Raw genomic sequence first — 15,996 nt, 5'->3', positions numbered from 1 at the left:
CTTTGTTCCCACTCATGTTAACAGGCAAGATGGTTCGCGTGCGACACGCGAAGAACCGACTCGTCCCGCTGTACATCGAACCCCACGATGAGAGCCTTCTCGCGCTCGCAGAGCAACTACTGTTCGCGTACCGCGGATCGCCGGGTCGAACTCGAGGGGAAGTCGAAGAAGAGTTTGCCGATCTGATCCCGGAAGGGCCGCGCGGGTTGCTACCAGCCGGACTCGCGAAGTTGCTCGAAGACCGGTGCGAGTTCGAGGTTTCGGCCGACCACCCGCCGGACCAGTTGCGCGAAGCCGTCTTCAAAGCCGCCGCCACCGCTCGCGCGGAAGCCGCGAACTCAATGCGCCCGTTCGACCGCACGGGGGTCATGAAGGAAGTCGCGGAACAACTGTCGCTCACGATCGCCCCGGAAGACATCGACCGGAGCCTGTTCGCGGACCTCAAGGACGAACAGCGCGTCATTTCCTTTGAAGACATCACGGCGGAACAACTCCTCAACCGCTACAACGTTGCTCTCGCGCAGTCGATTCTGCTCCGCTGTACGCTGATGGAATTGCGAGTTTATGCCGAAACACCCGCGCGCTTTCGCCAACTGTTCCGCGCGGTGAAGTTCCACCGTCTCATTTGCACCATTCAAGAAACACCGGGAAACAGCTACAAACTCACGCTCGACGGCCCACTCTCACTGTTCTCGTCCACGAACAAGTACGGGCTGCAACTCGCGATGTTCCTGCCCACGCTCTTGCACTGCAAGGCATTCGACCTGCGCGCGAACATCCGTTGGGGCGCGGAACGCAAAGAGAAGACGTTCCAGCTCTCGGGCCTAGACGGGCTGAAGTCACACACCGCAGACTTCGGCGTGTACACACCGCCCGAACTCCAGATGTTTGCCGACACCTTTGCGACAAAAGTGAAGGGCTGGATTCTGGACACTGATCCGCACCCGATCCTGTTGCCGACGAGTACTTGGGTGCCAGATTTTAAGTTGACGCACGTCAAGACAGGGAAAGAAGTCTTCGTGGAGATATTCGGTTTCTGGCGCAAGGGTGATATCGAAACACACTACAAGAACTTGGCGAAAGGCGTGCCGGGCAAGTTCGTGCTGTGCGTCTCCGAACAGATGCGCGCTGATGAAGAGTCCGAAATGACGCTCGGTAATGGTGTCTACCGCTACAAGCGCACCCCGCTTCCGGAAGAAGTGGCACGGATCGCGGGATTAGTTTCGGGTGTGTAGTTGCAGTTGATTGTGATCTTCTTGAGGTGTGCCTCTCGAGGCTCCGAGGCATGGTAACCCAATTTCGTGGTGAGCACTTCCATTTGCTCGCATTCTCGTGCCTGTCCAATTTTTGTTCAGGCTTGCTCGATTAAAACCCTTCTGCTATTGCCGCGCCAATTCACCGTTTGAGACACGGACCCGCGAGACAAATCGTGGGTCCGCGCCCGCACACGACCGGGGAGAGGTCATGGACCGTCGTCGCTTTTTCGGATTGGCCGGAACGTCGCTTGCGGGCTTTTCTGCTAGCGCCCTGTTGGGGTGCCGCGGGCAGCAAGTCGGCGAAGTGATGAAGGACAACAAGAAAGACCTCGTCGGCAACACCGCGGCCGGGGCCGAAACGTACAAACCGCTCATCGACGAAGCCCTCGGAAAACTACTCGCGCGCCAAGGCGCCGGGCTTCAGCCCGTTTCTGCGCCGGTACCCACACCGAAGCGGATTTGCTTCGTGGGCCTGGAAAACAAGTCGTCCGAAGAAATCGGCGATTTCAAAGAACAGATCATCGAAACCATCGACACGCGCATCAGCACATCGCAAACCTTCTCGCAGGTCAGCCGCAAGTTTACGGAAGCGGGTCTGCGTGAAGCTCGCCTCCGGCCGGATGAGCTGTTCCTACCTGCGAAACAGCGCCAGTTTCTCGCGGTTATGGAATCGGCAGGTGCTCCGTTTGATTACCTGCTGTTTGCGACCGTCACGTCCGGGACGACCCGCTCCACCAGCGACAACACGCAAAAAGACTACATGCTCACGCTCGAGCTCGTGAACATCCAAACTGGAACACCGGACAAGGAATCGGCATCGATCCGCAAGGGATACCGCAAGAGCCACGGACTGCGCTAACGGCCCAGTTCGCGGCGTTCGCACGTGTAGGTTCACCGGAGAGTCCGATGCCCAGGCTGTTTGCGCTCGCACTCACGACGACGCTCCTGTTCGGGAGCGGGTGTACGACCCACGCGGACCGATTGCAGGACATCCGCTCCGCCTACAACACCGGCAACGTTTCCGCGGCCAAAACGAAGATCGATACGGCGATCACGAAGAACAGCCGCGAGTCCGACGTACTGAAGCTCGACCGCGCGATGGTGCTGCTCTCCGAGGGCAACCCGCGCGAGGCCGAGACTACTCTGCGCGAGATTCGCGACCGCTTCGAGGCGAAGGAAGGCAAAGACCTCGCCGAAGGCGTGTTTTCCATGCTCACCGACGACCAACAACTCGCCTACGCGGGCGAGGACTACGAAAAGGTCATGATCCGCGTCATGCTGGCGCTCAGTAACCTTCTCGGTGACGGATCCGACGCGACCGCCTACGCGCTCCAGGTGAACCAGAAACAGCAGCAAATTATCGAGAAATCGAAGAGCACCGATAACGAGGGGAAGAACCTCAAGGCGAACTACAAGTTCGTGCCGTCCGGAGCCTACCTGCACGCCGCGCTACGCGAGGAAACGCACACGAACTACGACGACGTGACGCGGTCGCTGGAGCAGGTCGCGAAGTGGCAGCCCGACTTCACACCGATCAAACAAGACCTCGACCGCGCTAAAAACGGCCACCACTCGCAGCGGGGAAACGGTGTGGTTTACGTCTTCACTCTGGTCGGGCGCGGGCCGTACAAAGAAGAACGGTCCGAGATTGCCAGTACCGTGGCTCTGTTGATCGCGGACCGTATCCTCACAGCGACCGGGAAGCAATCGCTCCCGCCTACGATCGCCCCAATCAAGATCCCGCGCGTGGTGCGGCCGATCAACCAGATCGCGAGCGTCACCGTGAGCGCCGACGGCAAAGCCGCAGGGCGGACCGAAACGATCACCGATATTGGCCAAATGGCCACGGAGCAGTGCGAAGCGCTGATGCCCGAAACACTCGCACGGGCCGTGGTACGTCGGGTCGTGAAGAAGGGCGTGATCTACGGCGCAAAGGAATTGGTCGGCTCCGACCAAACACAGATCTCGAGTTTAGCCCTGAACGTGGTCGGTGTGGCGTGGGAAGCAACGGAATCCGCGGACACGCGGTGCTGGGGGCTGCTCCCAGACAAGATCCAGGTGCTACGGCTCGAATTGCCCGCGGGCGAACACAACATTGCCCTTCAACCACAGGGCAAGAACGGAACCGCGATGGGACCGGCCGAAACGATTCGCGTGCAGGTCCGCGACGGGCGCAACACCTATGTAATGGGTAACTTCCCGGACGCCAAACTGGTCGGGCGCCTGAGCACCAACGGTACGGGGAAGTAACGTCGGCCGAATGGCTTTCGGGATGTGGCCGGCAGCCCTCGCGACACGAGGGCTGCAATCGCAATGGGTTGAACCGAGCCTGCGGCCGGCGGGTATTTGACCACATCCGGCCTACACGAGCAGTTGTTTACCTAAGCCTTGTTGCTTCGCCAATTCGACGACTTTCACGGCCAGAGCGATATCCTCGATGCCTAGCCCTAACGATTTGAACAGCGTTACGTCTTGAGAAGATTCGCGCCCCGGATAACGCCCGACGAGCATGGGAGCGAGTTCCAAGACGTTGCCCCACTGAAGTGCGCCGACCTTCAATGGCTCGACGAAATCGCCAGCCTCCATCTTCGCCTGATCTTTGCTGTCGACAGTCACGACCCGCGTGCGGCGGAACACCTCGACGTCGGTTTCGGTCTTGGTGTTCATGTTCGAGCCGATCACGTTCAGGTGTTGCCCCTCGCTCACCCACTCGCCAAGTAGCACCGGTTCGCGTGCCGCGGTCGCGGTGATGACAATGTCCAGCCCCTTCGCTGCTTCTTCTGGCTTCTCAACGGGAACGACTTCGACCCCAGTTTCTTTTTCGAGTTGGGCGCTAAACGTCTTTCGGCGTTCGGCATCACGACCGTATACGAAAGCCTTCTTGACGGGGCGCACTTTGCACACCGCGAGCAATTGTGTGCGCGCTTGTTTTCCCGTACCGAACAACCCAACGGTGCTGGCATCGGCGCGGGCGAGTTTCTTCGTCGCGACCCCGCTCGCGGCACCAGTGCGGTACTGACCGAGCACGTCGGCTTCGATAATCGCCGTAATGCCGCCCTGCTTCGGATCGAACAGCGTAACGTGGAACTGCGCCCCGGCCTTCGATGTGGTGTAAGCCTTAAACCCGAGTGCCCCGAGCGTCTTCGCAGCAGCCGGCAACACGTGGAGCATCACGTGGTCGGTCTGGCACCGCTGACGCGGGTTATTAACAGCTTCTTCGAGCGCGAGTTTGCGGAACGCGGCGGATACCGCGTCGAGCGCGAGGTCCATTGTGAGCACGCGCGCGACATCGGCTTCGGTCAGGTATAACATGGCAGCCCCCTTTGGGGGGAAGGTCGAAATACAAAGTACGAAACCCGAAAGAAACTCGATCCCACCGTTCGCTCAACGTGTCCGTACCAACAAGTCTTACTTCGGATTTCGTGCTTCGCGTCGCATTTACTTCGCGGTTGAGAGCCATTCCTTCAGTTTGGCGAGACCGGCTTCGATCGTCGCGCGGTTGGTCGCGAACGACATCCGCACGAACCCCTCCGCTCCGAACGCGACGCCCGGCACCAAGTTCACGTGCGCTTGCTCTAGCAGCGCGTTGCAGAACGTAAGTGAGTCCGTCACCTGCGTGGTTCCGAACGTCTTGCCAAAGTACGCGGACACGTCGAAGAAAGCGTAGAACGCGCCTTCCGGTGCGGGCAACTTCACGCCCGGAATCTGGCCGAGTAGCCCGAGCGTCAGTTCCCGGCGCCCGGCGAACTCCTTCCGCATCTCCGCGACGCACTCCTGCGGCCCGGCGAGCGCGGCCACAAGCGCGGCTTGACTCACACTCGACGGGCAACTCGTTTCCTGACTCTGGATCGTGTCCATCGCCTTCACGACGGCCGCGGGCGCCACAGCCCAGCCCATGCGCCAGCCCGTCATCGCGTAGCTCTTGCTCGCGCCGCTCACGGTGATGGTGCGGTCCTTCAACCACGGGCGGAGCGTCGCGATACAGGTGGGCTTCGCAGCACCGTAGGTAAGCTGTTCGTAGATCTCGTCGCTGAGGATAGCAGCATCCGTGCCATCAAGCGCGTCCACGATGGCTTCGAGTTCGGCGCGCGTGTAGACCGTGCCAGTCGGGTTGCACGGCGAGTTCAGCATGAGCATGCGCGTGCGCGGGGTGATCGCGGCGCGGAGCTGCGCCGGGGTCATCTTAAACCCGCTCTCGGGCGTTGTCGTCACCAGCACCGGCGTGGCGCCGGTCATGCTCACGAGGTCGGAATAGCTCACCCAATACGGGGTCGGAATAATGACCTCGTCGCCGGGGCCGACGGTCGCGGCGAGCGCGTTGTGGAGCGAGTGCTTCGCCCCGTTGGACACGATCACGTTTTCCGGGCCGCAATCGAGTCCGTGGAACGTCTTGTACCACTTCGCGATGGCCGCCTTCACTTCCGCGGTGCCGGCAGTGGGGGTGTAGTGCGTTTGGCCCCCGGCCGCAGCTTGTTCGGCCGCGGCACAGATGTGTTTAGGGGTGTCAAAGTCCGGTTCGCCGAGGCTGAAGTCGAACACCTTCACGCCGGCCGCCTTCAGTTGACGGGCCTTCGTGCCCGCGGCTATTGTGGCGGACGGCTTCACGGAATTAGCCAACTGCGAAATACGGATCATGTCGCGTTCAGTCCTGAAACGAGTGGGAGTGGACCTCGAAGTTCCATCGTACCGGATTCGCGTGGCGCTGGAATCCCCCATCCCTTCGGAACGTGGAATGCACGTCGCGCAATTCGTCCAGCGGTACCCCCCGGCCCTCGGCGGTTCGGAAGTGTACACGGCCCGCCTCTGCGAGTATCTGGCCGCGTGCGGCGACACCATAAGCGTGTGGACGAGTAGCGCCACCGAGCTGAGCGAGATGTGGGGACGACCGGCCCCCCTCCCTAAAGGGAAGGGGGAGTTGGCACACGATGCCTCTGGGACAGAACACAGGCCCATCGAATGTGAAGATTCGGTCTCTCCCTTCCCTTTAGGGAGGGGGGCCGGGGGGGTAGGTTCTTCCCGGGGGGATGGGGGGGTAGGTATTCACCGCTCCCCTCCCCTGCACTTCCCCGCACGCCGGTACGTCCTCAAAGCACTCTCACTGCTCCCATTTCGGCATTGGCAGTGTTTCACGACGCCGTGCAACCCGATTTCCCTCGCCATGTGGCGTGACGCCGCACGCTACGACGGTCCGCTCGACGCGGTCCACGCGACCGCGTTCCCGTATTCGTTTCCGATCGCGTGCGGGTTGAAGCTCGCCCGGCGTCGCGGGGTGCCGTTCCTGCTCACGCCGTTCCTGCACCTCGGCGACCCGACCGACCCACACGACCGCACACGCAAGCAGTACACCAAACCGCACCTGCGTTGGCTCCTGAAGCAAGCCGATCGCGTGTTCGTGCAGACGCGCGCCGAGGGCGACGCCGCGGTGTCCCTCGGCATCAAAGAGAGAAAAGTGGTCCTGCAAGGTTTGGGCGTGGATGCCCGCGAATGCACCGGCGGACGACGCGAAGCCGCACGAACGAATTGGGGTGTGGCCAACGAAATGGTCGTCGGCCACTTGACCAATAACAGCGCTGAGAAAGGAACCGTCGATCTGTTGCGCGCTGCGGAAATCGCATGGGCACGAGGTCAACAACTCCGGGTCGTGCTGGCGGGACCGGAGATGCCGAACTTCCGCGCATTCTGGAACACGTTCGGGCCGAAGGATCGCGTAACGCGACTCGGCACGCTCACCGATGAGCAGAAGTGCGACTTCTTCGCGGGGATTGATTGCTTCGCGCTGCCATCGCGCTGCGATTCGTTCGGGCTGGTACTGCTCGAAGCGTGGGCCAACGGGAAACCAAACTTGGTCTACCGCGCAGGCGGACCGGCCGAACTGATTCGACACAACGTCGACGGGCTTCAGGCTGCGTGCGGAAATGTGCTAGAACTGGCAGAACACCTCGGCCGATTGGCCGCAGACGCGAACTTGCGACGAGCACTCGGCGAGAACGGGCAGTCGAGGATCGGAACCGAGTTCCAGTGGGGCGACAAACTGGAACTCGTGCGGGAAACAATTCGCGAAGTGGTTACCAAGTAAAGCGATCGGGTCAACGAGTTCGTGCCTACGGAACGGTACACGAACTCGTCGACCCGATGCAATCAGCGATCTCAAAAGATTAGTTATTGTCGCTGAGCGTTTCGCCACCGTTCCGCGTCACCATCGCGGCCAGGGTGCGAATGTTGATCGACTGGCGAATGAAGCGAACCGAGCCGTCGGCGAACAGGGCGTTCGTACCCCCGGTGTGGAAGCTGTAAACGTGACCGGTGCCGTCGGTGTTGTAGAACGGGTGCGGGTAGCTGCCGAGCGCTTCACCGTTGGTCGCGTTGATCGCACTGGCGCCGGGGAAGGTCGTACCCGTGGCGTCGGACCCACGCAGGATGTTCAGTTCCGAGGCCGGCCGGCACCAACCGCCCCCGTTCACGCGGTTGAGGCCGTTCGCAGAAATCACCAGCTTTCCGTTCCGGTAAACGTTCGGGCGCCCCGCGCTTTCGGTCAGGTGCAGCGTGTTGCTCAGCCCGTCGCTGAAAGCGCTGAAGTTCAACTTGGTCGTCTTCGAGATCGCCCCGTTATCGACCTTGCCCGTCCCGGTGGTGATGAGTCCGAGCGTCTCCAGTTCCGGGGACACGCCGTAGAACCCGCTGTAGTCACCATTGGCGACAATGTTCGTCCACGCGGGCGAGGTGTCCGGCGCGCCGTCGATGATCTGGCCGTTCGGGGACGAGGGGCACTCGAACGTCTTCAATTTGGTGCCGAACACGGCCGGCTGAAGGTGCCAGTTCGTCGTCAGGCTCACCTGCTTGTAGAGGTTGTCCTGCTCGATGTACGGGAGCAGGTACGTCGCCCAGCGCACGCGGACCGTGCTAACCGCGTCCGGGCGGATGTTGCTCGGTAACCCGTTGTTGGGATCGTGGTAGTTATGAAACGCCAAGCCGAATTGCTTCAGGTTGTTGCTGCACGTCATGCGGGCAGCCGCTTCGCGAACCTTTTGGACCGCGGGGAGGAGTAACCCGATCAAGATCGCAATGATGGCGATTACCACCAGGAGCTCGATCAGAGTAAACGCACGGCGGTTCAGCGGGCGAATTCGGGTCGTCACAGACAGTTCCTCAATGAGTAGGAGAGAGTTCGTCGGGTGGCTGGGAGGTTCAGCGTTTCACAGTAAACGGAGTGAGTTCGGTCGGGCCGGCGTTCACGGTCGCCTTCAGGCCCGACGAATCGGGTTTCGCGTACTTGTCGGACAAGCGGTTCACCGGCGGATCGTCGCCCTTCCCGCTGCTCAACCACAGTTCGACCGTCACGCGGTACTCACCGGCCACCGCGCCGTCACCGGCTGTGTGGCTGGTCAGGGTGAACGACCCGTCCGCCCCCACCTTCCCGCGCGGCTTTACCGCGCTCGGATCGGACGAATCGACCGGGTGGAACACCACGGTCGCGTGTTCGAGCGATTTCCCGTCGGGCGTCGTGACCTTCCCGGTTACGGGGTAAAGAACCGGCCCCTTCTGACCGCACCCGGTGAGCGCGGTGCAGACCGTGAAGAGGGCGAACGAAACGGCGACGCGGGCGCGCCGGTGTGTGTAGCTAGGTGTCATTGCACTTCAGAGAAGGAAGTCGCGATCGGGCGAATCGCGCGGCGGTGGGTCGGAACACGATCAAACATCGGAGCATCAACAAAGACAACCCGGAGCCATTGGAGCCATAACTTCGGTTTCGCCCGCGTCGTCCACAGGGTCCGCGAGCACACCGTATTCCGCAGCCGGCAACCGACCGGACAGGAGGCGGAAATAGCGGTCGAGTAGTCCCTCTGTCATGGGTTCGCTCCGAATCATCACTTCGCAAAGCATCTTAGTCGGGCTAAGGAAGTGTATCGGCGAATTAATCACTTAACAAGTGCGAAATATGATAATTGATTTCACGAAGCCGTAAAAAGCAAAATGGCTTGTGGTCGTAACCACAAGCCATCGAGTCAGAGATAGTATTCCGACAATGCCTACTGCTCAAATCGTGTATTCCGCCTCGAAGATTCGAGCAGACTTCGGCGTTACGTACACGTTTTCGTTCTGCTTCAGGGCAAGCGAACGATAACGATCCGGGGTGACGTCCACGTTAATCATGAGGCCAAAGTCTTCGGCCAAGAGCCGGACCTTCACGACCGAACCAGCCGGATTGATGTGAACGATCTTACCGAGGAGACAGTTTCCACCCTCCGCACTACGCGAGATATCGAGTTCGTGCGGTCGAATGTACGCATCGGTCCGGCCGTTCTCGTTCGCACCAAACAACTTCGCGGGCAATTCGACCGTACCCGTTTCACCCAACAGCGCCCGCCCGTCTTCAACGCGCACCGGCAGTTTGTTCACATTGCCGAGGAAATCGATTACAAACTCATTTTTGGGGTGCTCAAACACCTCAATCGGTCGGCCTTCTTGCTCGACGCGCCCCTTGTTCAGCACCACCACGCGATCGGCCACCTCGAACGCTTCTTCTTGGTCGTGCGTGACAAAGATGCTCGTGACGTGCAGTTCGTCGTGGAACCGGCGCAGCCAGTCGCGCAGTTCGGCCCGCACTTTCGCATCGAGCGCGCCGAACGGTTCGTCCAGAAGCAACACCTTCGGCTCCGGCGCCAGGGCACGGATCAGTGCGATGCGCTGCTTCTGCCCCCCCGAGAGGTTGGCCGGGTACAACGGAGCCTTTTCTTCGAGGCGAACGAGGCGAAGCAACTCTTGCACGCGGTCCCGGACGCGCTGCTCCGGCCATTTCCGCACGCGCAGCCCGAACGCCACGTTCTCGAACACGGTCATGTGCCGGAACAGTGCGTAGTGCTGGAAGACGAACCCAACGTTGCGGTCACGAGCGGAGTGCTTCGTGATGTCGTCGTGGCGGAACAAGACGGTGCCCGCGTCGGGAACCTCCAGCCCCGCGATTACGCGAAGCAGAGTAGTCTTTCCGGAGCCGGATGGCCCGAGCAGCGCGACCAGTTCCCCGGCCGGGCAATCGACGGTCACGTTATCGAGCGCAACGAAATTTCCGAACCGTTTCGTTACGTTCTGCGCAGTAATCGACATAGTTTGTTTCACCGCAGAGAACGCGGAGGGAATCAACTCTCGCTCACGTTCTTTTTCTCTGCGCCCCCTGTACCTTCTACGGTGGAACTCTTCTTCCCTTCGACCCAGACTTTCAGCAACAGCGTGACGACCGCGAGCATCGTGAGCACGGACGCGAGCGCGAACGCGGCCGGGCTGTTGAAGTCCTGAAACAGCACTTCAACTTGAAGCGGCATCGTGCAAGTTTCGCCCGCGATCCGACCCGAGACAACGTACACCGCCCCGAACTCGCCCATCGCGCGGGCATTGCACAGGATGACGCCGTAGAGCAGCCCCCACTTGATGTTCGGCAACGTGATGCGCCAGAAGATTTGCCGACCATTTGCGCCCAAACTCAGCGCGGCGAATTCTTCATCGGGACCGATCGCTTCCATAACCGGAATCAGTTCACGAGCGACGAACGGGAGCGTCACGAACGTGGTCACGAGCACCAGCGCGGGCACGGTGCCCAGCACCCGAAAACCGTTCGATTTCAGCCACGGACCGAGCACGCCCCAATCGGCGAACAGGATCACGAACATCAGCCCGACGACCACCGGCGACACACTGAAGGGCACGTCGATCATTGTGACCAGCAGCGTGCGCCCGGGGAATTTGAACCGCGTAATCGCCCACGCAGCCGCGACCCCGAACACGAGGTTCAACAAGACCGCGAGCGGCGCGACCGTGAGCGTGAGTAGCACCGAGTGGCGCGTGTCCGCGTCGGCAGTGAGGTTGGTCCAGTACGCACCCACGCCGTCGGCGAGTGCTTCCGCGAACACGCCCACAACGGGAATCACGACCAGCACCGTGAGCGCGAGTAGCGCGAGCGACGTGAGCGTGATCCGAACCCAGAGCGGGTCGGTGCGCCGGGCGGCACGACGGGTAGTTTCTGTGGGCGTCATGGGTCACCCGCTCCATTTCCGCGAACGGGCTTCGAGGCGGTTAATGAACACGAGCATCAGGAACGACGCGGCCAAGAGTACGGTCGCGATCGCGGTCGCTTCGCGGTACGAATTCGGGCGCCCCTCTTCGAGCCGGCTGACGATCAGGAACGCAGCAATCTCGGTTTTGAGCGGCATGTTGCCCGACACAAAAACCACGCTCCCGTACTCCCCCAATCCGCGTGCGAACGCCAGGGCGAATCCCGTGAGTAAGCCGGGCAACAGCGCGGGGAACGTGATTCTGCGGAACGTTTGCCACCGACTGGCGCCGAGCAGAGCGGCGGCCTCTTCCGCTTCCGCATCGAGCGCGCCCAGCACCGGCTGAAGCGTTCGCACAACGAAGGGGAACCCGATGAAAGTCAGTACCAGCACGACGGCAAAGCGCGAATAGGAGCCTTCGATGCCGAGCGGCACGAGGAACCGCCCGAGCCACCCGTTCGCGACGTAGAGGTTCGAGAACACCAACCCGGCGACCGCCGTGGGAAGCGCGAACGGCAGATCGACGAGCGCGTCGAAAATGCGCCGACCGGGGAATTCGTACCGCACCAGCACCCAGGCAATGAGTAGCCCGAGCACGGAGCTAATCAGGGCGGCGGCAAGTGAAGCGCCGAACGTCAGTGCGTAAGCGGCTCGTGCGCGCTCGGTCCACACTGCGGCGCGGAACTGGTCCCAACTGAGTTGCGTCGCGGTCACGACGCACGCCCCCAACGGTATAATCACCAGCACGCTCAAATAAACGAGCGTGAAGCTGATGCTCAACCGGTAACCGGGCAAAATTCGCGGGTTAGCCTGTGCCATCGCCTCTGATTTACGAAGACGCGGACCGATTTACAACTTCGGCCATGAACTTTGTCACCTTAAGACCGAATCGCCCTTATCCGGGCAGCTTCTTGAGCAGATTCACCATTTCGACGGCGCACACAGCGGCCTCGAAGCCCTTGTTACCGGCCTTCGCACCGGCGCGGTGAATGGCCTGCTCCAACGTATCGCACGTGAGTACGCCGAAAATGACCGGCACGCCGCTGTTCAGCGACGCTTGTGCGATCCCGCTCGTGGCTGCTCCGGCCACGTGGTCGTAGTGATCGGTGTCGCCACGAATCACACAGCCGAGGCAAATGACGGCTGCGTATTGGCCGCTCTTACCGAGTTTCTGTGCGACGAGCGGGATCTCGTAAGAACCCGGCACACGAACGATATCGATGCGGTCTTCGGCCACGCCGTGTCGCTTGAAAGCATCAATGGCACCTGCGGCCAGTTGCTCGACCACGAAGCCGTTGAACCGGGCCACGACCAACACGAACCGGCCCGCAGGGGAAGAGAAGTCGCCTTCGTAAATCATGAGTCGCCGCGTTAGTGTTAAGTGGAACGGGGTACGCGACGGTCACCGAACAAAGCGCGCCCCGAAATACTCACACTAGTTACGCCCATTAGCGCGGCCACGTCTTCGCTGGCAGGAGATCGGTCGCGTCCGGGTCACGAGTTGGCTCCGGCGGCGGTAGCGGCGGCGTGTCGTCGAGTGTGGGCGCAAGAGCCGCAAGTGCGTTTGCCAGTTCCTCCGCGGTCGGGCGGTCGATGGGGTTCCACGCGAGTGCGCGTTCGACTAGCGCCGACAGTTCCGCGGGAACCGCGCGCCGGAACCGGGACATCGGCCGCGGGCGCAGCGAAAGGGCCAAGCCCGCAGCGATCTCGCGCTCCTGCTCGGGCGCCCACGGCGACGCGCCACAAACGAGTTCGTAAAGCAGCGCGCCCAAACTGAACACGTCCGAGCGCCCGTCGTCAGCGCCCCCGCGAACCCGTTCCGGGGCGATGAACCGCGGCGTACCAACATACTCACCGGTTCGAGTCAGGCACTCGTCCTGCGGCTCGGCAAAGAACTTCGCGATGCCGAAGTCCACGACCTTCACGATCTCCTGACCCGCGGCATCGTGGTGCAGGAACACGTTGTCGGGCTTGATGTCGCGGTGAACGATACCCTGCCGGTGGGCCGCACTGAGTACGTCCGCAACGGTCGCCGCAACCGTCGCGGCCCGGCGCAACGAGAGCGCGCCGACCACCATCAGTTCGCGGGCCAGCGACCGGCCGGAAAGCAGTTCCATTGCCAGGAACGCGATTCCGCCGGACGACACCCCAGAATCGAGAACCCGGACCGCGTTCGGGTGATTGATCTGGGCCGCGGTCGCGCCTTCGCGCAGGAACCGCTGGAGTTCCATTGCGGAGTCGTTGCCGGTCGTGGGCCGAAACACTTTCACGGCGATGGGGCAGTTCAGCCCCAAGTGTCGCGCGCGGAACACGACCCCGAACCCGCCGGCCCCGAGTTCCTCGTCGAGCCGGTACTTACCGTCGAGCACCGTACCGGGCAGCACCTTCGCGTAGGCCGCGAACACGCGATCGGCCTGTCGGTGCGCGGCCATCAGGTTCGCGTTCGCGGCAACGAGTTGCTTGTTCGCTTCTTCGAGTTCCGCCGTGCGCGCCTTGACCCGGGCCTCGAGTTCGGTGAACACGCGCACGTTCTCGAGCGCGACCGCCGTGGTACCGGCGAGCGCTTCGAGTACCTTCACTTCTTCGTCCGTGGGGAGCCGACGGGTGGCCCAGTACGTGCCGATCGCGCCGAGCGGATCGGCCACCCGGACGGGCACCATCACCATGCTTTTCACGAACGTGGCGCGGTACGTCTGGTGCGGGACGCGCGGGTCGGCGAACACGTCCTCGATCACGGCCGTGCTGCGGTTCACGATCGTCCACCCGCTGACGGACGCGGACATGGGGAACCGCTGCCCCTTCCAGAGCGGGCCGATGGCGTCCTCGTCGACGTAATGGCACCGGTCGCCGTCGCACAGCACGAACGTGGCCCCGTCGGCGCCGGTGAGCCGGCGCGCGGCCCGGCGCACGATGTCCTGCACGGTGGCGATGTCGCGCGCCTGCGACAACCGCTGGACGACGTCAATAAGGTCCGTCACCCGGTACGAGGTAACGGACCGCGGTTGAGACTGATTAGCGCTCATGGCACGCCCGGCGGAAAAAACACCCGATCTATTCTAACATTCGTTTTTCGTCGGCGCGTGTTACCAACGATTCGCTGTACGCGGAAGTTTTCAGCCGGGAGCACGGCTCCGGCCGATCGGGGCACTTGAAATCAACAGGTTGTGAAACCCGACGGCGTTCGGGAACCGCCCGCGTCGGTGAATTGGCCCACGGAGCCAGAGAAGCTGCGTGGTTGGATAAGAACGGTCCGTCCCGGTGCGCGGGCGGCATTCCGCCCGCGCACCCGGGAGTGCGCTCACGTGAGCGTCACACTGGTGAGGAACTCGGCGTTGGTCTTGTACTTGCTCAGTTGCTTCAGGAGCAGTTCCATCGCCTCGACCGGGTTCATGTCCGCCAGGATGCGGTGCATGATGTGAACGAGGCGCAGTTCGTCCTCACCTCGCAGCAGTTCTTCCTTGCGCGTGCCGCTGGCGTTCACGTTGATCGCCGGGTACACGCGCCGGTCCACCATCCGCCGCTCGAGATGGACCTCCATGTTGCCCGTGCCCTTGAACTCCTCGAAGATCACTTCGTCCATCTTCGAGCCGGTGTCCACCAGCGCGGTCGCCAGAATCGTGAGCGACCCGCCCTCGTCGATGTTACGGGCCGCGCCGAAGAACCGCTTCGGCTTGTAGAGCGCGGTCGCGTCCAACCCACCGGAGAGCAACTTGCCCGACCCGGGCGACACGGTGTTGTAGGCCCGCGCCAGGCGCGTGATCGAATCGAGCAGGATGACCACGTCGGTGCCGTATTCGACCAGGCGCTTCGCCTTCTCGATCACCATCTCGCTGACCTGGACGTGGCGCTCCGGCGGCTCGTCGAACGTGCTCGACACGACCTCCACGCGCGGCCCCTTCACGGTCCGGCTCATGTCGGTCACTTCTTCGGGGCGCTCGTCGATCAGGAGCACGATGACGTAGCACTCCGGGTGGTTCTGGATGATGGAGTTCGCCATCTTCTGGAGCAGAACCGTCTTCCCGGTGCGCGGCGGGGCGACGATCAGCCCGCGCTGCCCCTTACCGATGGGCGTGATGAGGTCGATGACGCGGGTGTTGAGTTCGTCCGCGCTCGTTTCGAGTTTCAACCGGCGCTCGGGGTGCAACGGCGTGAGATCGTCGAACACGACCTTCTGCGTGAGCAGGTCCGGTTCGGCGTAGTTGATCGCCTCCACGCGGAGCAGCGCGAAGTACCGCTCGTTCTCCTTCGGCGGGCGCGTTTGGCCCGCGACGACGGCCCCCGTGCGCAACCCGAACCGGCGGATCTGCGACGGCGAAATGTAGATATCATCCGGACACGGGAGGTAGTTGTAATCCGGGCTGCGGAGGAACCCGAAGCCGTCCGGGAGCACTTCGAGCGTGCCCTCGCCGAACATCAGCCCGTTGGCCTTGGTGAGTTCGCGCAGGATGCGGTACACCAAGTCTTGCTTCTTCAGCCCGACGTACTCTTCGCGCGGAATCCCCTCGTCCTTCGCGGCCTTCTGCAACTGCGCGATCGTCATGTGTTGCAGTTCGGTGATGTACGTGTTGCCGCGCTTGATCTCCTCGTACCGAGAGTTCGTTTCGGCGTCGAAGCCCTGTTCGTTGGGGTCCACGCGCACGGGCGCCGGGGTCAGGGCCGGCGGCGCAACCGGGGGCAACTCGGCGCGGGGGGCCGGC

At 62.1% G+C, this 15,996-nt stretch carries 14 protein-coding genes; 4 read left to right on the top strand and 10 right to left on the bottom strand.

The genetic code is table 11. From position 1 onward, the window contains the following. Window positions 1-14 precede the first annotated feature (14 nt). The 3 genes from VT84_RS17930 (at window position 15) to VT84_RS17920 (ending at window position 3,506) form a co-directional block, all read left to right on the top strand. Window positions 15-1,235: a DUF790 family protein gene (locus tag VT84_RS17930; protein WP_052554126.1), complete on the top strand. Its 1,221-nt coding sequence runs from the start codon at window positions 15-17 to the stop codon at window positions 1,233-1,235. 229 nt (window positions 1,236-1,464) lie between these two features. Further along, on the top strand, window positions 1,465-2,115 hold the full coding sequence (locus tag VT84_RS17925; RefSeq protein ID WP_052554124.1) for a hypothetical protein: 651 nt from the start codon (window positions 1,465-1,467) through the stop codon (window positions 2,113-2,115). 47 nt (window positions 2,116-2,162) lie between these two features. After that, complete coding sequence (locus VT84_RS17920) at window positions 2,163-3,506, top strand: COG3014 family protein (protein ID WP_082840475.1); 1,344 nt, start codon at window positions 2,163-2,165, stop codon at window positions 3,504-3,506. A 111-nt stretch (window positions 3,507-3,617) separates the two neighbouring features. Here VT84_RS17920 and VT84_RS17915 read toward each other — a convergent pair whose 3' ends face one another. Next, on the bottom strand, window positions 3,618-4,568 hold the full coding sequence (locus VT84_RS17915) for an ornithine cyclodeaminase family protein (RefSeq protein WP_082840474.1): 951 nt from the start codon (window positions 4,566-4,568) through the stop codon (window positions 3,618-3,620). A 126-nt stretch (window positions 4,569-4,694) separates the two neighbouring features. Further along, a complete protein-coding gene (locus tag VT84_RS17910; RefSeq protein WP_082840473.1) occupies window positions 4,695-5,891 on the bottom strand; it encodes a pyridoxal phosphate-dependent aminotransferase in 1,197 nt (398 codons plus the stop codon). On the opposite strand from VT84_RS17910, the gene VT84_RS17905 reads away from it, so the two are divergent. Continuing rightward, window positions 5,890-7,332: a glycosyltransferase family 4 protein gene (locus tag VT84_RS17905; RefSeq protein WP_082840472.1), complete on the top strand. Its 1,443-nt coding sequence runs from the start codon at window positions 5,890-5,892 to the stop codon at window positions 7,330-7,332. The two genes, VT84_RS17910 and VT84_RS17905, sit on opposite strands and share 2 nt — an antisense overlap. Window positions 7,333-7,411: 79 nt before the next feature. On the opposite strand, the gene VT84_RS17900 is transcribed toward VT84_RS17905, so the two are convergent. The 8 genes from VT84_RS17900 to rho form a co-directional block, all read right to left on the bottom strand. Then, window positions 7,412-8,392, bottom strand: coding sequence for a DUF1559 domain-containing protein (locus tag VT84_RS17900; RefSeq protein ID WP_239465882.1), 981 nt, complete (start codon window positions 8,390-8,392; stop codon window positions 7,412-7,414). 49 nt (window positions 8,393-8,441) lie between these two features. Next, complete coding sequence (locus VT84_RS17895) at window positions 8,442-8,885, bottom strand: lipoprotein (protein ID WP_052554112.1); 444 nt, start codon at window positions 8,883-8,885, stop codon at window positions 8,442-8,444. 405 nt (window positions 8,886-9,290) lie between these two features. Then, the gene (locus VT84_RS17890; protein ID WP_052554111.1) at window positions 9,291-10,358 is read right to left on the bottom strand and encodes a sulfate/molybdate ABC transporter ATP-binding protein; all 1,068 of its coding nucleotides are present in this window, start codon (window positions 10,356-10,358) and stop codon (window positions 9,291-9,293) included. A 32-nt stretch (window positions 10,359-10,390) separates the two neighbouring features. After that, entirely contained in the window at window positions 10,391-11,281 is an 891-nt protein-coding gene (gene cysW, locus VT84_RS17885; protein ID WP_052554109.1) for a sulfate ABC transporter permease subunit CysW, read from the bottom strand. Between the two features lie 3 nt (window positions 11,282-11,284). Continuing rightward, complete coding sequence (gene cysT / locus VT84_RS17880) at window positions 11,285-12,118, bottom strand: sulfate ABC transporter permease subunit CysT (protein ID WP_052554107.1); 834 nt, start codon at window positions 12,116-12,118, stop codon at window positions 11,285-11,287. Between the two features lie 76 nt (window positions 12,119-12,194). Then, a complete protein-coding gene (gene ribE / locus VT84_RS17875; RefSeq protein WP_052554105.1) occupies window positions 12,195-12,659 on the bottom strand; it encodes a 6,7-dimethyl-8-ribityllumazine synthase in 465 nt (154 codons plus the stop codon). Between the two features lie 88 nt (window positions 12,660-12,747). Then, window positions 12,748-14,322 (bottom strand): protein kinase domain-containing protein, encoded by a 1,575-nt coding sequence (locus VT84_RS17870; protein WP_082840471.1) that lies wholly within the window; start codon window positions 14,320-14,322, stop codon window positions 12,748-12,750. Window positions 14,323-14,597: 275 nt separating this feature from the next. Then, window positions 14,598-15,953, bottom strand: a complete 1,356-nt coding sequence (rho, locus tag VT84_RS17865) for a transcription termination factor Rho (protein ID WP_410000400.1) — start codon at window positions 15,951-15,953, stop codon at window positions 14,598-14,600. Between the last annotated feature and the right edge of the window lie 43 nt (window positions 15,954-15,996).

This window comes from Gemmata sp. SH-PL17 (assembly GCF_001610855.1).
Lineage (GTDB): Bacteria > Planctomycetota > Planctomycetia > Gemmatales > Gemmataceae > Gemmata > Gemmata massiliana.
The sequence above is the reverse complement of the archived record's forward strand: the minus strand, read 5'-3'. Positions and strand labels throughout refer to the sequence as shown.